Annotated in this window: 24 protein-coding genes; 16 read left to right on the top strand and 8 right to left on the bottom strand. The window is 59.1% G+C overall.

Annotation, left to right across the window (positions count from 1 at the left end; genetic code table 11):
* Nucleotides 1-84 precede the first annotated feature (84 nt).
* Together KGB20_RS06500 and KGB20_RS06505 are read right to left on the bottom strand one after the other, a co-directional pair.
* On the bottom strand, nt 85-1938 hold the full coding sequence (locus KGB20_RS06500) for a DUF4105 domain-containing protein (protein ID WP_154862164.1): 1854 nt from the start codon (nt 1936-1938) through the stop codon (nt 85-87).
* A 232-nt stretch (nt 1939-2170) separates the two neighbouring features.
* Entirely contained in the window at nt 2171-2659 is a 489-nt protein-coding gene (locus KGB20_RS06505; protein ID WP_007970900.1) for a DUF3015 domain-containing protein, read from the bottom strand.
* Between the two features lie 420 nt (nt 2660-3079).
* Between KGB20_RS06505 and KGB20_RS06510 the strand changes: the two genes are divergently transcribed.
* Nucleotides 3080-5518, top strand: coding sequence for a Lon protease family protein (locus tag KGB20_RS06510; protein ID WP_057713231.1), 2439 nt, complete (start codon nt 3080-3082; stop codon nt 5516-5518).
* Nucleotides 5519-5819: 301 nt separating this feature from the next.
* Nucleotides 5820-6161 (top strand): hypothetical protein, encoded by a 342-nt coding sequence (locus tag KGB20_RS06515; protein WP_008052055.1) that lies wholly within the window; start codon nt 5820-5822, stop codon nt 6159-6161.
* Between the two features lie 6 nt (nt 6162-6167).
* On the opposite strand, the gene KGB20_RS06520 is transcribed toward KGB20_RS06515, so the two are convergent.
* Nucleotides 6168-7997 (bottom strand): hypothetical protein, encoded by a 1830-nt coding sequence (locus KGB20_RS06520; RefSeq protein WP_154910668.1) that lies wholly within the window; start codon nt 7995-7997, stop codon nt 6168-6170.
* 171 nt (nt 7998-8168) lie between these two features.
* Here KGB20_RS06520 and KGB20_RS06525 point away from each other — a divergent pair, with 171 nt between their 5' ends.
* The 3 genes from KGB20_RS06525 to KGB20_RS06535 all read left to right on the top strand — a co-directional run bounded on the left by KGB20_RS06525 (nt 8169) and on the right by KGB20_RS06535 (nt 9907).
* Nucleotides 8169-8657, top strand: coding sequence for a TIGR00645 family protein (locus KGB20_RS06525; RefSeq protein ID WP_007970904.1), 489 nt, complete (start codon nt 8169-8171; stop codon nt 8655-8657).
* Nucleotides 8658-8877: 220 nt separating this feature from the next.
* Entirely contained in the window at nt 8878-9168 is a 291-nt protein-coding gene (locus KGB20_RS06530; RefSeq protein WP_008022513.1) for a DUF6482 family protein, read from the top strand.
* A gap of 121 nt (nt 9169-9289) precedes the next feature.
* A complete protein-coding gene (locus tag KGB20_RS06535; RefSeq protein WP_008022510.1) occupies nt 9290-9907 on the top strand; it encodes an FKBP-type peptidyl-prolyl cis-trans isomerase in 618 nt (205 codons plus the stop codon).
* Between the two features lie 134 nt (nt 9908-10041).
* Here KGB20_RS06535 and KGB20_RS06540 read toward each other — a convergent pair whose 3' ends face one another.
* From KGB20_RS06540 to KGB20_RS06550, 3 genes are all read right to left on the bottom strand, one after another.
* Nucleotides 10042-10299, bottom strand: coding sequence for a hypothetical protein (locus KGB20_RS06540; RefSeq protein WP_154862169.1), 258 nt, complete (start codon nt 10297-10299; stop codon nt 10042-10044).
* Between the two features lie 200 nt (nt 10300-10499).
* Complete coding sequence (locus KGB20_RS06545; RefSeq protein ID WP_008154270.1) at nt 10500-10841, bottom strand: zinc ribbon domain-containing protein YjdM; 342 nt, start codon at nt 10839-10841, stop codon at nt 10500-10502.
* A gap of 203 nt (nt 10842-11044) precedes the next feature.
* Nucleotides 11045-12013, bottom strand: coding sequence for a polyprenyl synthetase family protein (locus KGB20_RS06550; protein WP_154910669.1), 969 nt, complete (start codon nt 12011-12013; stop codon nt 11045-11047).
* 239 nt (nt 12014-12252) lie between these two features.
* On the opposite strand from KGB20_RS06550, the gene rplU reads away from it, so the two are divergent.
* The 5 genes from rplU (at nt 12253) to KGB20_RS06575 (ending at nt 16012) form a co-directional block, all read left to right on the top strand.
* Nucleotides 12253-12567 carry a 50S ribosomal protein L21 gene (gene rplU / locus KGB20_RS06555; protein WP_003176051.1) on the top strand — a complete coding sequence of 105 codons (315 nt, stop codon included), beginning with the start codon at nt 12253-12255 and terminating at the stop codon, nt 12565-12567.
* A gap of 35 nt (nt 12568-12602) precedes the next feature.
* Nucleotides 12603-12860 carry a 50S ribosomal protein L27 gene (rpmA, locus tag KGB20_RS06560; RefSeq protein WP_003281574.1) on the top strand — a complete coding sequence of 86 codons (258 nt, stop codon included), beginning with the start codon at nt 12603-12605 and terminating at the stop codon, nt 12858-12860.
* Nucleotides 12861-13055: 195 nt separating this feature from the next.
* Nucleotides 13056-14279, top strand: coding sequence for an Obg family GTPase CgtA (gene cgtA, locus KGB20_RS06565; protein WP_008052064.1), 1224 nt, complete (start codon nt 13056-13058; stop codon nt 14277-14279).
* A gap of 137 nt (nt 14280-14416) precedes the next feature.
* Nucleotides 14417-15535 carry a glutamate 5-kinase gene (proB, locus tag KGB20_RS06570; protein ID WP_057713234.1) on the top strand — a complete coding sequence of 373 codons (1119 nt, stop codon included), beginning with the start codon at nt 14417-14419 and terminating at the stop codon, nt 15533-15535.
* Nucleotides 15536-15547: 12 nt separating this feature from the next.
* Nucleotides 15548-16012: a CreA family protein gene (locus KGB20_RS06575; protein WP_008022496.1), complete on the top strand. Its 465-nt coding sequence runs from the start codon at nt 15548-15550 to the stop codon at nt 16010-16012.
* Between the two features lie 199 nt (nt 16013-16211).
* Here the strand turns inward: KGB20_RS06575 and rpsT are convergent, their stop codons facing one another.
* On the bottom strand, nt 16212-16490 hold the full coding sequence (gene rpsT, locus KGB20_RS06580) for a 30S ribosomal protein S20 (RefSeq protein WP_007970922.1): 279 nt from the start codon (nt 16488-16490) through the stop codon (nt 16212-16214).
* A gap of 252 nt (nt 16491-16742) precedes the next feature.
* Here rpsT and murJ point away from each other — a divergent pair, with 252 nt between their 5' ends.
* The 6 genes from murJ to ispH all read left to right on the top strand — a co-directional run bounded on the left by murJ (nt 16743) and on the right by ispH (nt 24260).
* Nucleotides 16743-18281, top strand: a complete 1539-nt coding sequence (gene murJ, locus KGB20_RS06585; RefSeq protein ID WP_154910670.1) for a murein biosynthesis integral membrane protein MurJ — start codon at nt 16743-16745, stop codon at nt 18279-18281.
* 129 nt (nt 18282-18410) lie between these two features.
* Nucleotides 18411-19349, top strand: a complete 939-nt coding sequence (ribF, locus tag KGB20_RS06590; protein ID WP_173677972.1) for a bifunctional riboflavin kinase/FAD synthetase — start codon at nt 18411-18413, stop codon at nt 19347-19349.
* Nucleotides 19350-19362: 13 nt separating this feature from the next.
* Nucleotides 19363-22194 (top strand): isoleucine--tRNA ligase, encoded by a 2832-nt coding sequence (gene ileS / locus KGB20_RS06595; RefSeq protein ID WP_154910671.1) that lies wholly within the window; start codon nt 19363-19365, stop codon nt 22192-22194.
* Nucleotides 22187-22699 carry a signal peptidase II gene (gene lspA, locus KGB20_RS06600; RefSeq protein WP_007970932.1) on the top strand — a complete coding sequence of 171 codons (513 nt, stop codon included), beginning with the start codon at nt 22187-22189 and terminating at the stop codon, nt 22697-22699. Before ileS ends, lspA begins: the two co-directional genes overlap by 8 nt.
* Before the next feature lie 7 nt (nt 22700-22706).
* The gene (gene fkpB / locus KGB20_RS06605; RefSeq protein ID WP_172435403.1) at nt 22707-23144 is read left to right on the top strand and encodes an FKBP-type peptidyl-prolyl cis-trans isomerase; all 438 of its coding nucleotides are present in this window, start codon (nt 22707-22709) and stop codon (nt 23142-23144) included.
* Between the two features lie 168 nt (nt 23145-23312).
* Nucleotides 23313-24260: a 4-hydroxy-3-methylbut-2-enyl diphosphate reductase gene (ispH, locus tag KGB20_RS06610; RefSeq protein ID WP_154910672.1), complete on the top strand. Its 948-nt coding sequence runs from the start codon at nt 23313-23315 to the stop codon at nt 24258-24260.
* On the opposite strand, the gene KGB20_RS06615 is transcribed toward ispH, so the two are convergent.
* Nucleotides 24229-24768, bottom strand: a complete 540-nt coding sequence (locus KGB20_RS06615; protein ID WP_154910673.1) for a GspH/FimT family pseudopilin — start codon at nt 24766-24768, stop codon at nt 24229-24231. The two genes, ispH and KGB20_RS06615, sit on opposite strands and share 32 nt — an antisense overlap.
* Nucleotides 24769-24783 lie beyond the last annotated feature (15 nt).

A 24783-nucleotide genomic window follows, 5' to 3' on the forward strand; every position in this document is an offset into this window, starting at 1 on the left:
GGGGCGTGTCAGCCAGCATCAATGTTGAGTGCTATATCGCATTCGCGAGCAAGCCCGCTCCCACAGGGTAAGTGGTGTGTCAGGTCAGTAGTGATACCACTTCAGCTCAAGCATCGCTTCGTTCTCGGCCGTCGCCAAATGGCTGAACTCGCGCCGGGCGCTCAAGCGCAGTCCGAGATTGCGGGATATTTCCCATTGCTGGTTCAGGCTCAGGCTACGGCGCACTTCACCATTGGTGAAAAAGTCGCCCTTGGCTTCCAGGCTCAAATTGCCCAGCGGGTTTTTCCACAGCACGCCACTGTTGAACCCGGCGGCCGGGGCAATGAAAGCGGCGAAATCGTTGTTGTGCTCGATACGCACAGTGCCCAGGGCAAATCCGAGCAGGTCATCGCCCAGTTGCCAGGTGCCACCGCCACCGCCGTTGACGTGGCTGACCAGAGTTTGGTCATCGTGCTTGCCCGGCACTCGCTCCAGACCACCGGTGACTTGCCATGAAAGCGGTTGCAGCAGCTCGTTACGCGGGGTCAGGGAGCGAATCGTTGCCAGGTCCAGTTGTTGCACTTGCCATTCATTGCTTTCGTACTGGCGCAGTTTCAATTGCAGGATTTCGATCTGCGCGCCAAGGGGAAAGCTTTCGTTGTTGTCGTTGAGGTCGTGATAAGCCATGCGCAAGCCGTACTCGCCAAAGGCTTTATCTCCACGGCTGCCGAGGCCGAGCTGCCAGGTGCGGGACTCGTGACCGTCTTCAGGCAGGCCCGGTTGCGGGATATCCAGCTCCGGCGCCGGGTTCTGGTTGATGGCCCGCAGCAGTTCGAAGCTGCGCTGGGCGCGTGCCGGGTCGCGTTCCTGGCCATTGGCGCGGTAACGCTCCAGACGATAGGCCGCATCGATGATCAGTGCCTGACGGTCGCGGGCTTGCGCCTTGAACGCCGGGTCCTGCAATTGTTTCTGATCGGCGCTGACTTTCAGCACCCACTGTTGCTCTTCAGGGTCCAACGGCTCGGCGCGGCTGAGCAACTCGCGCTCCCGGGACGGACGATACTGGATCGATTCCACCAATCCGGCATCTTTCACGGCTTTGACGGTGTCGGTCGGGATGGCGGTGAGTGGGAATTGCTCGGTCAGGCGCAGGCCCGGTCGGGCCACTTGCAGCAGTTCCAGCAAGCGGTATGAGCAGTTTTCGTCGAAGAAGAAATAGTCGAACTTGATCTGCTTCAGCTCCCAGACGTGCTCGACCATGCGCGCGGTTTCCTGTTGGGTCAGGTTCAGGCGGTACTCCCACAGGTCGCGGTTTTCCAGGCTGCGGTATTCCGAGAGCTTTTCCTGATAGGGCACCATCGCGAACAGGCCGGGATAGCCGCCCATCAGGCCTTTCCAGGCATAGATGATGCTGTTGTCCGAGCCCTCGATGTAGGCGCCGAAGTTGATCGCGTAACTGAGCAGCGAAGTCTTGTCGCTCTTCACCTCGGCCTGGTCGATGCGCAACAGGGTATGGCCGAACATCGAGGACGGGCTGTTCAGGTAAGCCGCCGGGAAGATCATCACCGCGCTGTCGGGCGAGACATCCTTGAACCATTGCTTGAACCCGGCGCAGTCCGGCGTCGGCAGTCCGGCCAGGCCGAGTTGGTCTTTCAGCCAGCGGGTGCGGGCCGGGTAGACGCATTGAGCGTGTGTTTCACCGGCACTGGCCGGGGCGTACAAGGCTTGTACAGTCGCCGCCAGTTCATGGTCCGGATGTTCATTGCCGTCAGCGGCGAGGAAGAACTTGCGGTCACTGACATAGCTGCGCCAGCCGCCGAGCTTGGCGGTTTCGTAATGGCCCAGGGATATCCAGAAAGGGTCGTTGGCCAGTTGCTGCAAACGTTGTGGTTCGATGTGAGGCGCGGCGGATAGCGGGGCGCAGACACACAGCGCCAGCCAGGCAAGGCGTTTGAGCATAGAAGGCAACTTAAACAGGAAAAAATAAAGACCCAACGAGGTGGATGCCGTTTGCCTGTAGGCGCTGGCTTGCCAGCGATGGTTTCAAAGGCGCTGTGTTTATCCAGTAAACACGCGTGATCGTTAACGACCATCGCTGGCAAGCCAGCTCCTACAGTCAGCGACATTACCCAAAGAGGGGCAGGTCCAAAAAACAAAACCCGCTTCCCGAAAGAAGCGGGGCGGGTCGAGCTTAAGCCTGAGTCGCGTACTTGGCCAGACGAGGGTCGGCTTTGAGCACGGCCAGGGTATTGGTATGCACGTCTTCTGCGGTCACGTCAGCCTTGCTGAAGATCTGCTGGAAGTGCTCGTGAGTGACGGCGGCGAAGTGCGCACGGTCTTCCGGCGCCACGCCCAGTACCACGGCATAGGTGGTCAGCGCTTCGCCCTGCCCCTTGGCCATGTCTTCGGACAGCTCGTTCATCATGCCATTCATGGCAAACCAGGATTTGCCGCCATAGGTCAGCGACGCATTGGTTGCGCAACCGTTGGTGCCGGAGGTCATGCCGAAGGTTGCGTTGCCGGAGGTGCCGTTGGTGGTGGATGCCAGGAAGTGAGCTGGAGTACCACGCTGGCCTTCGAACAGCATGTTGCCCCAACCGCAATCCGGACCGCCAGGCGCTTGCGCCATGGCATTGATGGATACAGCGGTGAAGAGAGTACCAAGAAGAATCCGTTTCATAGCTTTGTTCTCTTTGTGTGCGTACCAATAGACAAGGGAGTCTGGCCCCGGCTCTGCATGCAAACTGCCTGCGCGACGATCATGCTGCGTTGAAAGCAGGCTCGGAATGCTCATGTAGGCCCCTACACTCCGCGTCCTCGCCTGCTTTCGCCTTGCCTGATCGCCGCTCGGCGAGTTTTCCTGCAGACCCTTCCGGTGCCAGTGGGCCGGTCATTAGTCCAGCCGCGCAGTTTGGAGTTTAGGCACGATCACAGGGTTCCGTGATTTTTTGCAAAACATTCATGGAAAACGGCGGCGCAAGCCCGGCCCGCCTGGGGTTGGCCGGTTGACGGTGATCAGGTCTGCGGCGCTCCTTGCCAGTCGGGCATGGGCGGCGCCAGAATGCTGCCATCTGCCCCGCCTGATTGTTAAGGAAGCCCGATGCCTGATCCTGTTGCTGCCAGCTTGCGTCTAGCGCCCGAAGCGCTGACCCGTCCGTTTTCCGCTGAACAGTTCAGCTTCTCTACCACCAATGATCTGGAGCCCTTTCGCGGTGTGCTTGGCCAGGAACGTGCGGTCGAAGCCTTGCAGTTCGGTGTGGCCATGCCACGCCCCGGTTACAACGTATTCGTCATGGGCGAGCCCGGTACTGGCCGGTTCTCGTTCGTCAAACGCTACCTCAAGGCCGAAGGCAAGCGCCTGCAGACCCCGGCGGACTGGGTCTACGTCAACAACTTCGATGAACCGCGCGAACCACGTGCCCTGGAGTTGCCGTCGGGCACTGCCGGTAACTTCATTGGTGATATCAACGGTTTGATCGACAACCTGCTGGCGACATTTCCGGCAGTATTCGAGCATCCGTCCTACCAGCAGAAGAAAAGCAGTATCGACCGCGCCTTCAACCAGCGCTACGACAAGGCCCTGGACGTCATCGAGCGTCTGGCGCTGGAAAAGGAAGTTGCGCTGTACCGCGACGCCAGCAACATCGCCTTCACCCCGATGAGCGACGGCAAGGCGTTGGACGAAGCTGAGTTCGCCCAGTTGCCGGAAGCCGAGCGCGAGCGCTTTCACGAGGATATTTCGGCACTGGAGGAGCGCCTGAACGAAGAGCTCGCCAGCCTGCCGCAATGGAAACGCGAGTCGAGCAACCAGCTGCGTCATCTGAACGAAGAAACCATTACCCTGGCCTTGCAGCCATTGTTGTCGCCATTGTCGGAGAAGTACGCCGAGAACGCGGCGGTATGCGGTTATCTGCAGGCGATGCAGGTGTACTTGCTCAAGTCCGTGGTCGAGCAGCTGGTAGACGATAGCAAGACCGACGCTGTCGCCCGCAAGTTGCTGGAAGAACAATACGCGCCGAGCCTGGTGGTCGGTCACTCGGCCAGCGGCGGTGCGCCGGTGGTGTTCGAGCCGCACCCGACCTACGAAAACCTTTTTGGCCGGATCGAATACAGCACCGATCAGGGTGCGCTTTACACCACCTACCGCCAACTGCGGCCGGGTGCCTTGCACCGAGCCAATGGCGGTTTCCTGATCCTTGAAGCGGACAAAATGCTCAGCGAGCCGTTCGTGTGGGATGCACTGAAACGCGCCCTGCAATCACGCAAACTGAAAATGGAATCACCGCTGGGTGAACTGGGCCGCCTGGCCACCGTGACCCTGACTCCGCAACACATTCCGTTGCAGGTCAAAGTCGTCATCATCGGTGCCCGTCAGCTGTATTACACGCTGCAAGACCTCGATCCGGACTTCCAGGAGATGTTCCGCGTCCTGGTGGATTTCGACGAAGACATCCCGATGGTCGACGAGAGCCTGGAGCAGTTCGCCCAGTTGCTCAAGACCCGTACTTCCGAAGAAGGCATGGCACCGCTGACCGCCGATGCAGTGGCACGCCTGGCGACTTACAGCGCACGTCTTGCGGAGCACCAGGGGCGCCTGTCGGCGCGAATCGGCGACTTGTTCCAACTGGTCAGCGAGGCGGACTTCATCCGCCATCTGGCCGGCGATGAAAGGACCGACTCCGGGCACATCGAACGCGCGCTCAAGGCCAAGGCTACCCGCACCGGTCGTGTGTCAGCGCGGATTCTCGATGACATGCTGGCCGGGATCATCCTGATCGACACCGCGGGCGCGGCGGTCGGCAAGTGCAATGGCTTGACGGTGCTGGAAGTCGGCGACTCGGCCTTTGGTATACCGGCGCGGATCTCCGCCACGGTGTATCCGGGCGGCAGCGGTATCGTCGACATCGAGCGCGAGGTCAACCTCGGTCAGCCGATTCACTCCAAAGGCGTGATGATCCTTACCGGTTATCTGGGCAGCCGTTACGCTCAGGAGTTTCCGCTGGCGATTTCCGCGAGCATCGCCCTGGAGCAATCCTACGGTTATGTCGATGGCGACAGTGCTTCCCTGGGCGAGGCCTGCACCCTCATTTCGGCCTTGTCGAAAACCCCGCTCAAGCAGTGCTTTGCCATCACCGGTTCGATCAACCAGTTCGGCGAAGTGCAGGCGGTCGGCGGAGTCAACGAGAAGATCGAGGGCTTCTTCCGTTTGTGCGAAGCCCGCGGGTTGACCGGCGAGCAGGGGGCAATCATTCCTCACGCCAACGTCGCCACCCTGATGCTCGATGAGAAGGTACTGGCGGCGGTGCGTGCGGGTCAGTTCCATGTCTACGCGGTCCGTCAGGCCGATGAAGCATTGAGTCTGCTGGTCGGCGAGCCGGCCGGCGAACCGGACGAGAATGGCGAGTTCCCTGAAGGCAGCGTGAACGCGCGGGTCGTGGAGCGCCTGAGGGTTATCGCGGAAATGATCAGCGAAGATGATCTCAAGGAAGCCGAGAAGGAGTTGGCGCAAGAGGCTTTGGCGGAAACCAAGCCGGCCTGATGCAGTAACCCATGTGGGAGCGGGCTTGCTCGCGAATGCGGTGAATCAGCCAACATAAATGTTGAATGTTTTGACGCTTTTGCGAGCAAGCCCGCTCCCACATTTGTTTGTGTGAACCCTGGAAAGCGTCGTCGAACTGACGTCAATATTCACACTATGACCATTCGGCGCCTTTCGGTCTTGCCTCGGCCTGCAAGCCAGACTTTTCTTCTATTCTCTGCTCAAGGATATCGACGTAATCACAGGATCGAAACAGCCTTCCCATGGGGGCTGAACACCGGATCTACCGAGGGTCGCCGCCATGTCGCGCAACCTCTGCCTCACCCGTCAATGCCTGGGCCTTGTGACCCGTATCGAATGTGCCATCCGTCCATTGGCGGGAGATACGGGCATGTGGACTCTGCTGTTCGCCGCCGGAATGGCCGGTGAACAACCTTCGGCCATCAAGGCCCAAGGCCCGTTCCACGGTCCGTTCGTCGCTGAATCAATCCTCGACACCATCGTTGAAAGCCTGACCCTGCACGGCTACGAGTTGGCCGACGATCCGCAAATCTGGTGCCTGCACCTGCAAGCCCAACTGCGGGAAATCAACGGTGGTCGCTGCCGGAACATGGGCGGCTTCGAGTTTCACCCCGAGCACTGAGTGGCACTATTGATCAAGGCGCGTCATGTCGGCCTTGTCGAGTTTGACTTCGAAACCATATTGCACGGTGGTGAGATCAGTGCGCTGATAGGTTTCCAGGCGCGTAGGCTGTCCGTAGAAGTAATGCACGGCAAACTGCGCCGGCCCTTGTGCGCTCGCGCCATGACTGACCGATAGAATCTCCTTCAAGTAACTACCGCTGTCGTCCTTGGCGAAAAAGCGCCAGTCCTGGGCGGGAAATACCTTCAGGTCCACCACCAGTGCATTGTCTTTGAGCGCGAGGCCCTTGGGCAGTTGACGGGCTTCGACGGTTTGCTTGTCGACCGTGGCCAGGAACAACGGCATCGAGCCCACCGCATAGGCCGGGGTTTGTGGAAACAGATTCAGATCGTAAGTGATGGTGCCGCGCAGGGGATCGATCTGGTACGCCTCTGACGGCAGTTCGATCGGCTCGTCGCGATTGCCACGAGTGTCTTCGGTAAAGAAGCTCACCGGACTTTCACCGGGGTTGAACGATGTGCCGAGCAGCTCATCGTTGAAGGTACGCAGGTGAGTGAATTCGATTCGCGCAGCGCTGGGGTCGTCGACCGACTGACTGATGCTGACGTTCTTTTTCAGCTGATCCTCACTCAGCGTTGCCCCTTTCAGCCAGCCCGCCGCCTGGTCGTCATAGACCACCACGGACAGGTTCAAGGGCTGGATGGACTTGTCCGTGGTATAGGCATCGAAGCGCCGGATCGGTAGGTCGAGGTCCTTTCGGGTGACCGTGACGGTAGAAAAATCCAGCATGCTGACTTCGAGAGTTTCGATCGTCCCGTTGAAGTACACCTTCGAATAATGTCGAGCCTGCTGTTTCTCAAAGTTGCGTTGTTCTTCATCGAGCTGTTTTTCCAGGGACTCGCTCCAGCTCTTTTGCTGCTGCATCTTGGCCAGTTGCTGCTGATAGAAGGCAATTTGTACCGAGGTTTCGTTGATTGAACCGGCGCGCGCGATGAATTGCCCGGTGCTGTCCCTGGCCTGGACGATCAGCGGGTTGAGCGGTGCTTCACTGACTTCGGGGGCCAGCGGCGTGCTGTTGTTGTATTCGATTTCCGCGTAGTTGTTCGTCAATGTGAGGAGGGTGACGCTCAGGTTGTCATTGGTGCGGGTCTGGCCTACGTCCTTTTTCGTCAGGTCGAAGCTGTAGAGGCGCCGTGGCGCGATGACTTCGACTTTGCCTTGCAGGCTCACCGGTTGCGGTTGCTGCTTTCTGTCAATGTCGAGGCCTTCGATGAAGGGGTAGGCCACGGTCAGGTCATCGGGGTTGGTCAGGTTGGAGCTCGATGGGCTGAGCTGAATGCCGGGGTCGGTTTCCGACCATTCCGGCTGGAAGGGAATCACCCGTTTGTTGCTTAGCGTGACCGACTGCCATTCCAGGCCATGGGGAAACAAAAACGCGGCAGGAACGCTGAACGTGAAGGGAAACACTGGCTGCAGATCGATCAGATAGTCGGAACCGGAGTCCTTTTGCAGCACGAACAACCCGTTGATGTAGGTGTCGACCAGGGCCTGCGGGCTCGGGTAGTGCTTGAGCATGGCGAGGGCGTCTTCGCCGTATTCGGTTTCCACCGGCTTGCTGTCGAGCTTGAGTTGCGCGCGTTCGAGCAGCAGCAGTGAGCCGCCCAGTTCCGACACGGCATCCTTGAGCTTCGGATCCTGAATGGCGTCCAGCGACTTTTCGAACTGCGCGGTTTTTTCTTCGAGGCTGACCTGGCGTTTTTCTTCGCTGGGTGAGCAGCCGCTCAGCAGCAGCGCCAGGCAAATTCCGGCACTCGTCAAAGGCAATTGCACATCCATTTCCAGTCTTCCTGTCCGACATCACTGAGCAGTCAATGATTTGGACACTAGCAGAAAAACTTTGATACACAGGCGCAGGTGACGGATTTTTCGACGGTTTCTGGCTGCTTCTGGGTATGGACGGGTGGCTGGTATACTCGCCGCCATTTCCAGTCCAACGTGTGAGATTCAATGGAACGCTTTATCGAAAATGCAATGTACGCCTCGCGCTGGCTGCTGGCGCCGATCTATTTCGGCCTGTCCCTCGGACTGCTGGCGCTGGCACTGAAATTCTTCCAGGAAGTCTTCCACGTCATCCCGAACGTGTTTTCGATGGCCGAATCGGACTTGATCCTGGTACTGCTGTCGCTGATCGACATGGCCCTGGTGGGCGGTTTGCTGGTGATGGTGATGATTTCCGGCTACGAAAACTTCGTCTCGCAACTGGACATCGACGACAGCAAGGAAAAACTCAACTGGCTGGGCACCATGGACTCTTCGTCGCTGAAGATGAAGGTGGCCGCATCGATCGTGGCGATCTCGTCCATTCACCTGCTGCGCATCTTCATGGACGCCAAGAACGTCGATCCCGAGCATTTGCAGTGGTATGTGATCATCCACATGACCTTCGTGGTCTCGGCCTTCGCCATGGGTTACCTGGATAAAGTCACCAAGCACTGATTTACCCATCTGCTGTAGGAGCGAGCCCGCTCGCGATGGACTCAAGATCGCCGCGGGGTGTCAGGTTTCCCGCGTCATCGTTGGCAAGCATCGCGAGCGAGCTCGCTCCTACAGAGGGGCGTGATGAAACAGACGGGCGGCGTCGCTTGTGGCTTGTGCTTTGATGCGCCGAGGCCTATCCCTGTAAGTATGTTGGTTCGCCACTGCGTGAGGTGCGTTCATGACCCTGCATGAGTTGAATGCGTATGCCGTCGCCGGGAAGGTCGATGAGCTGAACCTGATCTCGATGGAGGGGGGCATCTACCTGTTGGAGGCGCGGATGCATGGCGCGGCGTATCCATTGAGCGATACCCACGGACACATGATGAGCCTGCGTTCGGTGGAGCATGCCCGTGATGTGCTGCGCTCCTTTCCCAAGTTGCACTTCAACCTTGTGCACACGGTCGTGCACGACGAAATGTGCGGTCTGGTTGCCGATGTTGAGGAAAACCTGAAGGTGCCGATCGCCTGAGGTCCCTCATCAAAGGCATGACATCTGTGCTAGTCTGCTGGCCCTTTTGGTTCCGGGCGCTCCGGGACGCGCTGTGCACGCATGGCAAGTTCCCGAGCCGTCCGCACAGCGGAGCAGTGTCATGTCCGAAGTAAATCTGTCCACCGACGAAACCCGCGTCAGCTACGGTATTGGCCGTCAGCTGGGCGACCAACTGCGCGACAACCCGCCACCGGGCGTAAGCCTGGACGCGATCCTGGCTGGTCTGACCGACGCATTCGCCGGCAAACCAAGCCGTGTGGGTCAGGAAGAAATGTCCGCCAGCTTCAAAGTCATCCGCGAAATCATGCAGGCCGAAGCTGCAGCCAAGGCTGAAGCGGCTGCTGGCGAAGGCCTGGCCTTCCTGGCTGAAAACGCCAAGCGTGAAGGCATCACCACTCTGGCTTCCGGCCTGCAGTTCGAAGTCCTGACCGCTGGCGAAGGCGCCAAGCCATCCCGTGAAGACTCCGTGCGTACTCATTACCACGGCACCCTGATCGACGGCACAGTGTTCGACAGCTCCTACGAGCGCGGCCAGCCTGCGGAATTCCCGGTTGGCGGCGTGATCGCCGGCTGGACCGAAGCCCTGCAACTGATGAACGCCGGTAGCAAATGGCGCCTGTACGTGCCGAGCGAGCTGGCATACGGCGCTCAAGGCGTTGGCAGCATTCCGCCGCACAGCGTACTGGTATTCGACGTCGAACTGCTCGACGTACTGTAATACCTGGCCTGTCGCTATGACGGGCTAATGTGGGAGCGGGCTTGCTCGCGAAGGCGTTTATTCAGTCGACAAACAAGTTGCCTGACACACCGCTTTCGCGAGCAAGCCCGCTCCCACAGTTTTTTTACGGTGTCTCATACTTCGATCTTGTGGTGCAGTTCACTGTGCGGGCGCAACGCCCGGGCATAGCAGAACAGAAACAGATTACGCACCAGTTCCTTGAGCACCACCGGCTCACTGGAACTCAGGCCATTGAGGTCAAGATCACCTTGGTCCTGCAGTTCGCTCAAGGCTTCTTCTTCAAGCACTGCACAGACTTCCCCGGTTTCCCGATGCAGGATCCTGAGGTAAGGGTGTGGGCGGTCCAGCCAGGCATCGATCAGATAAGTCATGATTCTCATCTCCATTGAAGGTTTGATGAGAATAATTCTTATTCATCAAATAGCAAGGGCCTATTGGCGATTTGCGCTTTTTTCCGGGTAAAGATTGCGTCAGGTCAAAAGGACTGGCGTTTGGCTATTGCGAGGAATTACTGGGCGAAGCAGGGGGGGGGCGCCATCCCGCGCCAGGCGCGGGATGGATAACAGCAGGCTCAGACTTTTCTGACGAACTCGGACTTGAGTTTCATCGGGCCGATGCCGTCGATCTTGCAGTCGATGTCGTGATCGCCATCGCACAGGCGGATGTTCTTGACCTTGGTGCCGACCTTGACCACCAAAGACGTACCCTTGACCTTGAGGTCCTTGATCACGGTGATGGTGTCGCCGTCTTGCAGGACGTTGCCGACCGAATCCTTTTTCACTGTGTCATCGGACACAGCTTCGGCTTCACCGCTGGCGGACCATTCGTGGGCGCACTCGGGGCAGATCAGCTGGGCGCCGTCTTCATAGGTGTATTCGGAATTGCATTTTGGGCAGGGTGGCAACGTGCTCACTAAGGCTCCTTGGATTCAGGATCGCTAAAAAGCGCACATTGTATAGGGTTTTAGCGGGGAGGGGTGCAGCGCGGGAAAACCTGTGGGGAACAAACCTGTGGGAGCGAGCTTGCTCGCGATGGCGTCCTTTCAGTCAACAACGATGTTGAATGTAAGTGCCTAATCGCGAGCAAGCTCGCTCCCACAGGGGGCTTGCAGTGTTGTCAGTGCGTACGCGCGACCGCGAACTCGCTCAGCTCAACGAGTGCATCGCGGTACTCGCTGGCAGGCAACGCTTCGAGACACTGGATTGCGCGCGCCACATAGTCGCGTGCCAGTTGCGCGGTGTACTCCAGCGAGCCCGAGGCTTCCACGGCTTCGCGGATGCTTTCCAGGTCTTCGATTCCGCCTTTCTGGATCGCCTTGCGCACCAGGGCGGCCTGTTCCGGCGTACCTTCGCGCATGGTGTAGATCAGTGGCAGGGTCGGCTTGCCTTCGGCCAGATCGTCACCGACGTTCTTGCCCAGGGTTTCGGCGTCGCCTTTGTAGTCGAGCAGGTCGTCGACCAGTTGGAAGGCCACGCCCAGGTGATCACCGAATGTACGCAGGGCTTCGGCCTGTTCCGGCGTGGCCTGGCACAGGGCGGCGGCGCTGTGGGTCGAGGCTTCGAAGAGCATCGCGGTCTTGCCGCGGATGACTTCCATGTAGGTTTCTTCGGTGGTGCTGACGTCCCGCACCTTCGACAGCTGCAATACTTCGCCTTCGGCGATGATGCGCGTGGCTTGCGAAAGGATCTTCATCACCGGCATCGAGCCAAGTTCGACCATCATTTCGAATGAGCGCGAATACAGGAAGTCACCGACCAGTACGCTTGGCGCGTTGCCCCACATGGCGTTGGCGGTCGAGCGGCCACGGCGCATGCCGGACATGTCGACCACATCGTCATGCAGCAGGGTGGCGGTGTGCAGGAACTCGATGGTCGCGGCCAGCAGGCGCAGGTCATCGCCTTCGCGGCCCAGGGCCTTGCCACACAGCAACACCAGTAAAGGACGCAGGCGTTTGCCGCCGGCCGAGGTAATGTAATCGCCGATTTTCGATACCAGCGGCACTCGGGAAGTCAGCTGCTTCTTGATGATGCCGTCGACGGCGCTAAAATCGTCCGCCACCGCGCGGTAGAAAGCTTGGGGTTGCATCAGCGACAGTCGCTCCAGAAGGGTTGCGCGGCATGCTAGGACCCACGCTTGCAGGTGTCAAGGCGCGATGGACGGCCTCTTGCAAGGCTAGCGTGGCTTGCGTACAATCGCGCACCCTGAACTTCCTGGGCAGCACCTGCCTTACGCAATTGCAAGCGGGCCTCCAGCCCCATGCAGCCATGCCAGCCAATACCTCTTCTTATAAAGAGCTGGGTGAGCAGGATTATCGGAGAAATACCATGTCTTATGCAGTAATCGTTACTGGCGGCAAGCAGTACAAAGTCGCCCCAGGTGAATACCTGAAGATCGAAAAACTGGAAATCGCTACCGGCGAATCCGTTACCTTTGATCGCGTTCTGTTGGTTGCCAACGGTGACGACGTGAATATCGGCGCTCCAGTTGTTGCTGGCGCTACCGTTGTGGCTGAAGTGATCTCCCAAGGTCGTCACGATAAAGTCCGCATCATCAAGTTCCGTCGCCGTAAGCACCACATGAAGCGTATGGGCCACCGCCAGTGGTACACCGAGATCAAAATCACCGGTATTCAGGCTTAATTACAGCCTAATTCCTCACTAGGAGAATTGAACTCATGGCACACAAAAAAGCTGGTGGTAGTACCCGTAACGGTCGCGACTCAGAAGCCAAACGCCTTGGCGTGAAGATGTATGGCGGCCAGGCTATCAAAGCAGGCAACATCATCGTGCGTCAGCGCGGCACCCAATTCCACGCTGGCTACGGCGTTGGCATGGGTAAAGATCACACCCTCTTCGCTAAAGTCGAAGGCGTGATCAAGTTCGAAGTAAAAGGCGCCTTCGGTCGTCGTTACGTGAGCGTAGTCGCAGCTTAATTGCGCGATCGCTGGAAAAGCCCTGTCTCGCGACGGGGCTTTTTCGTTTGTGGGGTGAGTCTCTTGCAAAGCTGTTTGTATGGGCTGTCGGCGTACGATGTAGGTATCGTGGTTCAGGGTCGCTGCGCTCATTTTTGCAAGAGTCTTATGTCTTGATTGTTTTTCGGCTCGTCCGTATGGCGAGAGGCGTTTGTTATGAAGTTTGTTGATGAAGTATCGATTCGCGTAAAGGCTGGTGATGGCGGCAATGGCGCCATGAGTTTCCGTCGGGAAAAATTTATCGAGAACGGTGGCCCGAACGGCGGTGATGGCGGTGACGGCGGTTCCATCTACATGATGGCCGACGAAAACCTCAACACCCTGGTGGACTACCGTTACACCCGGCACTTCGATGCCGAGCGTGGCTCCAACGGCGGCAGCACCGACTGCACCGGCAAGAAGGGTGAAGACCTGATCCTGCGTGTTCCGGTCGGCACCACGGTGATCGACTCCGCGACTCAGGAAGTCATCGGCGACCTGACCAAGGCCGGACAGAAATTGATGGTGGTGCAGGGCGGCTGGCATGGTCTGGGCAATACCCGTTTCAAATCCAGTACCAACCGTGCGCCGCGCCAGACCACTCCGGGCAAGCCGGGCGAGCAGCGCGACCTGAAGCTGGAAATGAAAGTACTGGCTGACGTGGGTCTGCTGGGTTTGCCGAACGCCGGTAAAAGTACCTTTATCCGTTCGGTTTCGGCTGCCAAGCCGAAAGTTGCCGACTACCCGTTCACCACGCTGGTGCCGAACCTGGGTGTGGTCAGCGTCGATCGCTGGAAGAGCTTCGTCATTGCCGATATTCCGGGTTTGATCGAAGGCGCTTCCGAAGGTGCTGGTCTGGGCATTCGCTTCCTCAAGCACTTGGCGCGTACGCGTCTGCTGCTGCACCTCGTGGACATGGCGCCGCTGGATGATGCCAGCGCACCGGATGCCGCTGAAGTGATCGTCAATGAGCTGATCAAGTTCAGCCCATCCCTGGCGGAGCGTGATCGCTGGTTGGTCCTGAACAAGTGCGATCAGATCCTTGATGAAGAGCATGATGCTCGCGTCAAGGAAATCGTTGATCGCCTGGAATGGACTGGTCCGGTCTACGTGATCTCGGCCATCTCCAAACTCGGTACCGAGCGTCTGTGCCACGACATCATGCGTTACATGGAAGATCGTGCCGATCGCCTGGCCAATGACCCGGCCTACAAGGAAGAGTTGGCCGATCTCGATCAGCGCATCGAAGACGAAGCTCGCGCGCAACTGCAGGCGCTGGATGACAAGCGTGCCCTGCGTCGTAGCGGCGTGAAGTCGGTCCATGACATCGGTGACGATGATTGGGACGAAGAAGATGTGGATGACGAAGACGGTCCGGAAATCATTTACGTGCGTGACTGATTCGTTGCGATAAACTTAAGCGCCGCTCAATCGAGCGGCGTTTTGGTATCTGGAAATCGATTGTTGGCCACGAGTAACCACGAATAACGTCACGGGCAGTGCTAGGTCGCGCTGCCCTCAAGCTAAGGTTGAAGATGATGCGGAGCAAGGTGACAGGTGCGCAGCGTTGGGTCGTGAAGATCGGCAGCGCTTTGCTGACGGCGGACGGCAAAGGCCTGGATCGCGCGGCAATGGGTGTCTGGGTTGAGCAGATGGTGGCCTTGCATGAGGCGGGCGTCGAGCTGGTGCTGGTGTCCTCCGGGGCGGTGGCGGCCGGCATGAGCCGTTTGGGCTGGACCTCGCGACCCAGTGCGATGCACGAACTTCAGGCTGCCGCCGCAATCGGCCAGATGGGGTTGGTGCAGGCCTGGGAGTCGAGCTTCGCCAAGCATGGCCGGCATACCGCGCAGATTCTCCTGACTCACGACGACTTGTCCGACCGCAAGCGCTACCTGAACGCCCGCAGCACCTTGCGTGCGCTGGTCGAGCTGAAGGTTATCCCGGTGATCAACGAGAATGATACCGTGGTCACCGACGAAATCCGTTTTGGCGACAACGACACCCTGGCGGCGCTGGTGGCGAACCTGGTCGAGGCGGACTTGCTGGTGATCCTGACGGATCGCGACGGCATGTTCGATGCTGATCCGCGCAACAATCCGGATGCCCAGCTGATTTACGAGGCGCGCGCCGATGATCCGGCGCTCGACGCGGTGGCGGGTGGCACCGGTGGTGCGCTGGGGCGTGGTGGTATGCAGACCAAATTGCGTGCTGCGCGTCTGGCGGCCCGTTCCGGTGCTCACACCATCATCGTTGGCGGGCGGCTTGAGCGTGTGCTGGATCGCCTCAAGGCGGGCGAGCGCATCGGCACCCTGCTGTCGCCGGAGCGCGGCATGTTGGCGGCGCGCAAGCAGTGGCTGGCCGGTCATCTGCAAACCCGTGGCACCCTGGTGCTGGATGCGGGTGCGGTGACTGCATTGTCTCAGGGCAACAAGAGCTTGCTGCCGGTTGGGGTCAAATTGGTGCAGGGCAGCTTCCGTCGCGGCGAGATGGTGGTTTGCGTGGCGCCGGACGGTCGCGAGATTGCCCGTGGCCTGGCCAACTACAGTGCGCTGGAGGCGCAAAAAATCATCGGTCAGTCGTCTGAGGCGATTGTCGGTCTGTTGGGTTACATGGCGGAACCGGAGCTGGTTCACCGCGATAACCTGATCCTGGTCTGAAGGAATACCTGAATGCGCGTGGCAAAAGGATTGTTGGGATTGCTGTTGGCGATGCCGCTGCTGGCGTCGGCCGAAGAGATCGGTCAGGTGTCGACGGTGTTCAAGTTCGTCGGGCCGAATGACCGGATCGTGGTCGAGGCCTTTGATGATCCCAAGGTCGACGGCGTGACCTGCTATCTGTCGCGCGCCAAGACCGGCGGGGTGAAGGGTGGTCTTGGTTTGGCCGAGGATCGTGCCGAAGCGTCTATCGCTTGCCGGCAGGTCGGACCGATCAGCTTCAAGGGTGAGCTCAAGGATGGTGACGAGGTGTTCAAGGAGCGCACGTCTCTGGTGTTCAAGACCATGCAGGTGGTGCGCTTCCTCGACAAAAAGCGCAATACGCTGGTGTACCTGGTGTACAGCGATCGCCTGATCGAGGGCAGTCCGCAGAATGCGGTGACGGCGATTCCGATTTTGCCGTGGGCGCACGCTCAGTAACCTTACGCAAAACGAAATGTGGGAGCGGGCTTGTCTCCGGGCGGCGATCCGACGAATGCGGTGTATCAGATGACATGTGCGTCTACTGACGCTCCCTCTTCGCGAGCAAGCCCGCTCCCACATTTTTTTGTGCTGCGTTCAGCAAATCGCAGGCAATAAAAAACCGACCCTGAGGTCGGTTTTTTAATGAACGAGTCGCTTAGGCAGCAGCGGCAACGTTCAGGGCCTTCACGTGGCCATTCAGGCGGCTCTTATGACGAGCGGCCTTGTTCTTGTGGATGATGCCTTTATCGGCCATACGGTCGATAACTGGCACAGCCAGAACGTAAGCAGCTTGAGCTTTGGCAGCGTCTTTTGCGTCGATGGCCTTAACTACATTCTTGATGTAGGTACGAACCATGGAACGCAGGCTGGCGTTGTGGCTGCGACGCTTCTCAGCCTGTTTTGCACGTTTTTTGGCGGAAGGTGAGTTGGCCACCGTCGAGCTCCTCGAAAGACTTTTTAGGAAATAGCAAACAAAATAGGCCGCGAATCATGCCGATGAGTTGAGGTCTTGTCAAGGGCGGTTGAGACGTTCCGCTAAGTGGTAGGTGCTACACCTCTGGATATTTCTTTCCAGCGTGCGACCTGTAAACTCGCGAGCTTTGGCTCTGTGCTGTTGCGGCGCGGAGTATCGCATAAGTGGGCGCGTAGTTCGCCTGCTGTTTATCGACAGGCACAAACTCTTTCAATGAATCTGCTCAAATCGTTGGCCGCCGTCAGCTCTATCACGATGCTTTCCCGGGTTTTGGGATTCGTTCGTGACACCCTTATTGCGCGTGCATTCGGCGCGGGAATGGCGACAGACGCCTTCTTCATCGCCTTCAAACTGCCCAATCTGTTGCGACGGATTTTTGCCGAAGGGGCGTTTTCCCAGGCATTCGTACCGATTCTTGCCGAATATAAAAGTCAGAAAGGGGATGAGGCGACGCGAACCTTCATTGCCTATGTTTCCGGCCTGCTGACGCTGGTGCTGGCACTCGTCACGGCATTGGGCATGATTGCCGCCCCGTGGGTCATCTGGGTGACCGCGCCGGGTTTCATCGATACGCCCGAGAAGTTCGAGCTGACCACGAGCCTGTTGCGGGTGACCTTTCCTTACATATTGCTGATTTCCCTGTCGTCGCTGGCGGGTGCGATCCTCAACACCTGGAACCGTTTTTCGGTCCCGGCATTCGTGCCGACGCTGCTCAACGTCAGCATGATTATTTTTGCGTTGTTCCTGACACCGTACTTCGATCCGCCCGTAATGGCGCTCGGTTGGGCGGTGCTGGTGGGTGGACTGGCACAGTTGCTCTATCAACTGCCGCACCTGAAAAAGATTGGCATGCTGGTGTTACCGCGCCTGAACCTGCGCGACAGCGGCGTCTGGCGGGTGATGAAACAGATGTTGCCGGCGATTCTCGGGGTATCGGTGAGCCAGATCTCGCTGATCATCAATACGATTTTCGCTTCGTTCCTGGTCGCAGGTTCCGTGTCCTGGATGTACTACGCCGACCGTTTGATGGAGTTGCCATCCGGCGTGTTGGGCGTGGCGCTGGGGACGATTCTGCTGCCGACTCTGGCCAAGACTTACGCCAGCAAGGATCGCCACGAATACTCGCGCATCCTCGATTGGGGCCTGCGTCTATGCTTCGTGCTGGTATTGCCTTGCGCCTTCGCGCTGGGGATTCTGGCCGAGCCGTTGACGGTTTCGCTGTTCCAGTACGGCCAGTTTGATGCCCATGATGCGGCCATGACTCAGCGCGCGTTGATCGCCTATTCCATCGGTTTGCTCGGAATTATCGTGATCAAAGTGCTCGCGCCGGGCTTTTATGCGCAACAAAACATCCGCACGCCGGTAAAAATCGCAATTTTCACGTTGGTCGTCACTCAGTTGTTCAACCTGTTGCTGATCGGTCCGCTGGCTCACGCGGGCCTGGCGCTCGCCATCAGCGCCGGCGCCTGCCTCAATGCAGGGCTGCTCTTCTATCAGCTGCGTAAACAGCAGATGTACCAGCCGCAACCGGGCTGGGCAAAGTTCGGCTTCAAGCTGGTGGTTGCGGTAGCGGTGATGTCTGGCGTGTTGCTGGCAGGGATGCATTTCATGCCGGCCTGGGGCGAGGGGCAGATGCTTGAGCGTTTCCTGCGTCTGGGTGCCTTGGTCGTTGCCGGTGTGGTGGCTTATTTCGGCATGTTAGTGTTGATGGGCTTCCGTTTGCGCGACTTCAATCGCAAGGCGCTGGGCTGAGGTTCTGGCCTTGATAAACACGGGCGAGCCGGCGGTTTTGTCGGCTCGATCACTTTGGGTTACGGTGTTGCCTGTCGTCGGCCGCCGGGTGTGGTTATAATCGACCACTTTATGAGCAAGAAGCGCGTTATGCAGCTGGTTCGAGGCCTCCACAATCTGCGCCCCCGGCATCGGGGCTGTGTCGCCACTATTGGCAACTTTGACGGTGTACACCGCGGCCACCAGGCTATCCTGGCGCGCCTGCGTGAGCGTGCGCTCGAGTTGGGCGTGCCCAGCTGCGTGGTGATTTTCGAGCCGCAACCGCGAGAGTTCTTCGCTCCGGACACCGCGCCGGCCCGTCTGGCCCGCCTGCGGGACAAGCTGCAATTGCTGGCTGCCGAAGGCGTCGACCGTGTTCTGTGCCTGGCTTTCAACCAGCGCCTGAGCAAGCTCAGTGCCAGTGAGTTCGTCGATACCATTCTGGTCGACGGTCTTGGCGTCCAGCACCTGGAGGTCGGGGATGACTTCCGTTTCGGCTGTGACCGCGCGGGAGATTTCGATTTCCTGCAGCAGGCCGGCATCGTTCAGGGTTTTACCGTCGAGGCGGCGCAAACCGTTGAGCTGGACGGTATTCGCGTCAGCAGCACTCAGGTCCGCAATGCCCTGGCCGCAGCTGATTTTGCCTTGGCCGAGCGACTGCTGGGTCGGCCGTTCCAGATTACCGGGCGGGTTCTCCACGGCCAGAAGCTGGCTCGCCAGTTGGGTACGCCCACGGCCAACATACAACTCAAGCGCCGTCGCGTTCCGCTTTCCGGGGTTTACCTGGTCAACGTCGACATCGACGGCAAGACCTGGCCAGGCGTCGCCAACATCGGCGTGCGGCCAACGGTACAAGGTGATGGCAAGGCCCACCTTGAAATACATCTTTTAGATTTTGCCGGCGATCTGTATGACCGGCGTTTAACGGTGGTTTTCCACCACAAGCTGCGTGAAGAGCAGCGTTTCGCCTCTCTGGAGGCGTTGAAAACGGCGATCAACGCGGATGTCGCCGCCGCCCGTGCACTAGCCGCACCTAGCGCCCATCGCTAATGAAGAGCCTTAAATGACCGACTATAAAGCCACGCTAAACCTTCCGGACACCGCCTTCCCAATGAAGGCCGGCCTGCCACAGCGCGAACCGCAGATCCTGCAGCGCTGGGACAGTATTGGCCTGTACGGAAAGTTGCGCGAGATTGGCAAGGATCGTCCGAAGTTCGTATTGCACGACGGCCCTCCGTACGCCAACGGCTCGATTCACATCGGTCATGCGCTGAACAAGATTCTCAAGGACATGATCATCCGCTCGAAGACCCTGTCGGGCTTCGACGCGCCTTATGTTCCGGGCTGGGACTGCCACGGCCTGCCGATCGAGCACAAGGTCGAAGTGACCCACGGCAAGAACCTGGGCGCGGACAAGACCCGCGAACTGTGCCGGGCCTACGCCACCGAGCAGATCGAAGGGCAGAAGTCCGAGTTCATCCGCCTGGGTGTGCTGGGTGACTTCGCCAACCCGTACAAGACCATGGACTTCAAGAACGAGGCCGGTGAAATCCGTGCCTTGGCCGAAATCGTCAAGGGCGGTTTCGTGTTCAAGGGCTTGAAGCCTGTGAACTGGTGCTTCGACTGCGGTTCGGCCCTGGCTGAAGCGGAAGTCGAGTACGAGAACAAGAAGTCCTCGACCATCGACGTGGCCTTCCCGATTGCCGATGAAGCCAAACTGGCTGCCGCATTCGGTCTGCCGTCGCTGGCCAAGTCTGCCTCGATCGTGATCTGGACCACCACCCCGTGGACCATTCCGGCCAACCAGGCGCTGAACGTTCACCCGGAATTCAACTACGCCCTGGTCGACGTCGGCGACAAACTGCTGGTGCTGGCTGAAGAGCTGGTCGAGTCGTGCCTGGCGCGCTACTCGCTGGAAGGCTCGGTCGTTGCGACCACCACCGGTAAAGCGCTGGAACTGATCAACTTCCGTCACCCGTTCTACGACCGTCTGTCGCCGGTTTACCTGGCCGACTACGTTGAACTGGGCGCCGGCACCGGTGTGGTTCACTCATCTCCGGCCTACGGCGTGGACGACTTCGTGACCTGCAAGAAGTACGGCATGGTCAACGATGACATCCTCAATCCGGTCCAAAGCAACGGCGTTTACGTTCCGTCGCTGGAATTCTTCGGCGGCCAGTTCATCTGGAAGGCCAACCCAGCCATCGTCGACAAACTGACCGAAGTCGGTGCGTTGCTGCACACCACCGTCATCGAACACAGCTACATGCACTGCTGGCGCCACAAAACCCCGCTGATCTATCGCGCTACCGCGCAGTGGTTCATCGGCATGGACAAGCAGCCGACCACCGGCGACACCCTGCGTCAGCGCTCGCTCAAAGCCATCGAAGAGACCCAGTTCGTTCCGGCCTGGGGCCAGGCGCGTCTGCACTCGATGATCGCCAACCGTCCGGACTGGTGCATCTCCCGTCAGCGCAACTGGGGCGTGCCGATCCCGTTCTTCCTGAACAAGGAAAGCGGTGAGCTGCACCCACGAACCGTCGAGCTGATGGAAGAAGTTGCCAAGCGTGTTGAAGTCGAAGGCATCGAGGCCTGGTTCAAGCTGGACGCCGCCGAACTGCTGGGCGATGAAGCGCCGCAGTACGACAAGATCAGCGACACCCTCGACGTCTGGTTCGACTCGGGTACTACGCACTGGCACGTTCTGCGCGGTTCGCACCCGATGGGTCACGAAACCGGCCCGCGCGCCGACCTGTACCTGGAAGGTTCGGACCAACACCGTGGCTGGTTCCACTCGTCGCTGCTGACCGGTTGCGCCATCGACAACCACGCACCGTATCGCGAACTGCTGACTCACGGCTTCACGGTCGACGAGTCCGGCCGCAAGATGTCCAAGTCCCTGGGCAACGTGATCGCGCCACAGAAAGTCAACGACACCCTGGGTGCCGACATCATGCGTCTGTGGGTCGCTTCGACCGACTATTCGGGTGAAATGGCGGTTTCCGAGCAGATCCTGCAACGTAGTGCGGACGCCTACCGGCGTATCCGTAACACCGCGCGTTTCCTGCTTTCGAACCTGACCGGCTTCAACCCGGCCACCGACCTGCTGCCGGCCGAAGAAATGCTGGCTCTGGACCGTTGGGCCGTGGACCGTACCCTGCTGTTGCAACGCGAACTGCAAGAGCACTACGGCGAATACCGCTTCTGGAACGTGTACTCGAAGATCCACAACTTCTGCGTGCAGGAACTGGGCGGCTTCTACCTCGATATCATCAAGGATCGTCAGTACACCACTGGAGCCGACAGCAAGGCCCGTCGTTCCTGCCAGACTGCGCTATTCCACATCTCCGAGGCGCTGGTGCGCTGGATCGCGCCGATCCTGGCGTTCACCGCCGACGAACTGTGGCAGTACCTGCCGGGCGAGCGTAACGAGTCTGTCATGCTCAACACCTGGTATGAAGGCCTGAGCGAACTGCCGGAAGGCATCGAGCTGGATCGCGCTTACTGGGACCGGATCATGGCGGTCAAGGTCGCGGTCAACAAGGAAATGGAAATCCAGCGTGCAGCCAAGGCTGTCGGTGGCAACCTGCAGGCCGAAGTGACGCTGTTCGCCGAAGACGCGCTCACCGCCGACCTGGCCAAGTTGAGCAACGAACTGCGCTTTGTACTGATCACTTCGACCGCCAGTGTTGCGCCATTGGTGCAAGCACCGGCCGATGCCGTGGTCACTGAAGTCAGCGGCCTGAAGCTGAAAATCGTCAAGTCGGGCCACGCCAAGTGCGCTCGTTGCTGGCACTGCCGTGAAGACGTCGGTGTGAACCCGGAGCATCCGGAAATCTGCGGCCGTTGCGTCGACAACATCAGCGGCGCTGGCGAGGTCCGTCACTATGCCTAATGCCGTTGGCCGTTTCGGACGGCTGAGCTGGCTCTGGTTGAGTTTGCTGGTCCTGGTCATCGACCAGGCCAGCAAGTTCTACTTCGAAGGCAAGCTCCAGATGTACCAGCAGATCGTAATCATCCCCGATTACTTCAGCTGGACCCTGGCCTACAACACTGGCGCGGCATTCAGCTTCCTGGCTGACAGCTCCGGCTGGCAGCGCTGGCTATTCGCGTTGATCGCTGTCGTGGTCAGTGCGGTGCTGGTGGTGTGGCTCAAGCGTCTGGGGCGCAACGAGACCTGGCTGGCGGTTGCGCTGGCACTGGTGCTCGGCGGCGCGCTGGGCAATCTGTATGACCGCATTGCCCTGGGCCATGTGATCGATTTCATTCTGGTGCATTGGCAAAATCGCTGGTATTTCCCGGCGTTCAACTTTGCCGACAGCGCAATCACGGTTGGTGCTGTCATGCTGGCACTGGATATGTTCAAAAGTAAAAAGACCGGAGAAACCGTTCATGACTGAACAGGTATTGGCTGAGCAACGCATCGGCCAGAACACGGAAGTCACCTTGCATTTCGCATTGCGCCTGGAGAACGGCGACACGGTGGACAGCACCTTCGATAAAGCCCCGGCGACCTTCAAGGTCGGTGACGGCAACCTGTTGCCAGGTTTCGAAGCGGCGCTGTTCGGTTTCAAGGCCGGTGACAAGCGCACGCTGAGCATCGAGCCCGAAAACGCTTTCGGCCAGCCCAACCCGCAAAACGTGCAGATCATCCCGCGTTCACAGTTCCAGGACATGGAGCTGTCGCCAGGTTTGCTGGTGATCTTCAACGATGCGGCCAATACTGAACTGCCGGGCGTGGTCAAAGAGTTCGATGACGCGCAAGTGACCATCGACTTCAACCACCCGCTGGCGGGCAAGACGTTGACCTTTGACGTAGAGATCATCTCCGTCAAAGCGCTGTAAGGCATTACGGGGCAGCTTCTGTTGCCACCGGACCCTGTGGGAGCGAGCTTGCTCGCGATGAGTGCCTGACATTCAATTTTGATATTGACTGACACTCCGCCATCGCGAGCAAGCTCGCTCCCACAGTTTGTTTTTCATTGTTTTCGCGCGCAAGACACGAGGCACAGCATGCAAATCAAACTCGCCAACCCCCGTGGCTTCTGCGCCGGTGTGGACCGGGCGATCGAAATCGTCAACCGCGCCCTGGAAGTCTTCGGGCCGCCGATCTATGTACGCCACGAAGTGGTCCACAACAAATTTGTCGTCGAAGACCTGCGCTCCCGTGGTGCGATCTTCGTCGAAGAGCTGGATCAGGTGCCGGACGACGTCATCGTGATCTTCAGTGCCCACGGCGTTTCCCAGGCCGTGCGCAGCGAAGCGGCTGGCCGTGGGTTGAAAGTGTTCGACGCCACGTGCCCGCTGGTGACCAAAGTCCACATCGAAGTGGCGCGCTACAGCCGTGACGGCCGAGAGTGCATTCTCATCGGCCACGCCGGTCACCCGGAAGTCGAAGGCACCATGGGCCAGTACGATGTTGGCAATGGCGGCGCGATCTACCTGGTCGAAGACGAGAAGGATGTCGCGGCTTTGCAGGTGAAAAATCCTGAAGCGCTCGCCTTCGTGACCCAGACCACATTGTCGATGGACGATACCAGTCGCGTTATCGACGCTCTGCGTGCGCGCTTCCCGGCCATCGGTGGACCGCGCAAGGACGACATTTGCTACGCCACGCAAAACCGCCAGGACGCGGTCAAGCAACTGGCCGACGAATGTGATGTGGTGCTGGTGGTCGGCAGTCCGAATAGCTCGAACTCCAATCGCTTGCGCGAATTGGCAGAGCGCATGTCCACTCCGGCCTACCTGATCGACGGCGCCGAAGACCTGCAACAGAGCTGGTTCGACGGCGTCGAGCGTATCGGCATCACCGCTGGCGCATCCGCCCCGGAAGTCCTGGTGCGCGGCGTGATCCAGCAGTTGCAGGCCTGGGGTGCCACCGGAGCCGATGAATTGGCAGGTCGCGAGGAGAACATCACGTTCTCGATGCCTAAAGAACTGCGCGTTCGTTCGTTGCTCTGAATTGATTCCCTTTTTCGCATAACGGCTGCCCAACCTTGTCGTTGCGCAGGCTGACGCGACCGGTCCGTGCCAACACCACTTGATGTTGGCTTACCGGTTCGCGAAGGGTGCAAATGTATAACGTCCCTCCAATCAGTGACTCGCCCTGACCTCTGAATCGTATGGAGCTTTCGACTGGACCGTTCCCCACAATCGACACGCGTGCGCCGCTCTGGCGTTCGGCCAGCAGTGGATTGTCGCTGTCCATCTCCCCCTTGCCGCTGATATCCAGAATCATCCGCCAGCCTTGGCTCCAGTCGCCATTGATGCCGTGAATCACCACGGCCTGGTTGCGGACGATGGCTTCGCTCCGGGCAGTGCGAATACTGCTGAAAAGGGCCTGCGCCGCTTGCTGTCTTTGGTTCGACTCGATCAGCGTTGCGAACGCCGGGCTGACCAACTGCAGAACAATTCCTGTAATTGCCAGTCCCATGAGCAGTTCGATCAGACTGAAGCCTTGTTGCCGCATGACATCTCCCTCCGT

This window comes from Pseudomonas sp. BF-R-30 (genome assembly GCF_019956175.1).
GTDB lineage: Bacteria > Pseudomonadota > Gammaproteobacteria > Pseudomonadales > Pseudomonadaceae > Aquipseudomonas > Aquipseudomonas jessenii.

What these genes read in the sequence shown, in the direction of transcription:
- rpmA (WP_003281574.1), top strand. Translation starts at nt 12,603, where the DNA reads ATGGCACACAAAAAAGCTGGTGGTAGTACCCGTAACGGTCGCGACTCA.
- KGB20_RS06615 (WP_154910673.1), bottom strand. Translation starts at nt 24,768, where the DNA reads ATGCGGCAACAAGGCTTCAGTCTGATCGAACTGCTCATGGGACTGGCA.
- murJ (WP_154910670.1), top strand. Translation starts at nt 16,743, where the DNA reads ATGAATCTGCTCAAATCGTTGGCCGCCGTCAGCTCTATCACGATGCTT.
- KGB20_RS06505 (WP_007970900.1), bottom strand. Translation starts at nt 2,659, where the DNA reads ATGAAACGGATTCTTCTTGGTACTCTCTTCACCGCTGTATCCATCAAT.
- KGB20_RS06550 (WP_154910669.1), bottom strand. Translation starts at nt 12,013, where the DNA reads ATGCAACCCCAAGCTTTCTACCGCGCGGTGGCGGACGATTTTAGCGCC.
- proB (WP_057713234.1), top strand. Translation starts at nt 14,417, where the DNA reads ATGCGGAGCAAGGTGACAGGTGCGCAGCGTTGGGTCGTGAAGATCGGC.
- lspA (WP_007970932.1), top strand. Translation starts at nt 22,187, where the DNA reads ATGCCTAATGCCGTTGGCCGTTTCGGACGGCTGAGCTGGCTCTGGTTG.
- ribF (WP_173677972.1), top strand. Translation starts at nt 18,411, where the DNA reads ATGCAGCTGGTTCGAGGCCTCCACAATCTGCGCCCCCGGCATCGGGGC.
- KGB20_RS06520 (WP_154910668.1), bottom strand. Translation starts at nt 7,997, where the DNA reads ATGGATGTGCAATTGCCTTTGACGAGTGCCGGAATTTGCCTGGCGCTG.
- ispH (WP_154910672.1), top strand. Translation starts at nt 23,313, where the DNA reads ATGCAAATCAAACTCGCCAACCCCCGTGGCTTCTGCGCCGGTGTGGAC.
- cgtA (WP_008052064.1), top strand. Translation starts at nt 13,056, where the DNA reads ATGAAGTTTGTTGATGAAGTATCGATTCGCGTAAAGGCTGGTGATGGC.
- KGB20_RS06515 (WP_008052055.1), top strand. Translation starts at nt 5,820, where the DNA reads ATGTCGCGCAACCTCTGCCTCACCCGTCAATGCCTGGGCCTTGTGACC.
- ileS (WP_154910671.1), top strand. Translation starts at nt 19,363, where the DNA reads ATGACCGACTATAAAGCCACGCTAAACCTTCCGGACACCGCCTTCCCA.
- KGB20_RS06535 (WP_008022510.1), top strand. Translation starts at nt 9,290, where the DNA reads ATGTCCGAAGTAAATCTGTCCACCGACGAAACCCGCGTCAGCTACGGT.
- KGB20_RS06530 (WP_008022513.1), top strand. Translation starts at nt 8,878, where the DNA reads ATGACCCTGCATGAGTTGAATGCGTATGCCGTCGCCGGGAAGGTCGAT.
- KGB20_RS06525 (WP_007970904.1), top strand. Translation starts at nt 8,169, where the DNA reads ATGGAACGCTTTATCGAAAATGCAATGTACGCCTCGCGCTGGCTGCTG.
- KGB20_RS06500 (WP_154862164.1), bottom strand. Translation starts at nt 1,938, where the DNA reads ATGCTCAAACGCCTTGCCTGGCTGGCGCTGTGTGTCTGCGCCCCGCTA.
- rplU (WP_003176051.1), top strand. Translation starts at nt 12,253, where the DNA reads ATGTCTTATGCAGTAATCGTTACTGGCGGCAAGCAGTACAAAGTCGCC.
- KGB20_RS06510 (WP_057713231.1), top strand. Translation starts at nt 3,080, where the DNA reads ATGCCTGATCCTGTTGCTGCCAGCTTGCGTCTAGCGCCCGAAGCGCTG.
- KGB20_RS06540 (WP_154862169.1), bottom strand. Translation starts at nt 10,299, where the DNA reads ATGACTTATCTGATCGATGCCTGGCTGGACCGCCCACACCCTTACCTC.
- KGB20_RS06575 (WP_008022496.1), top strand. Translation starts at nt 15,548, where the DNA reads ATGCGCGTGGCAAAAGGATTGTTGGGATTGCTGTTGGCGATGCCGCTG.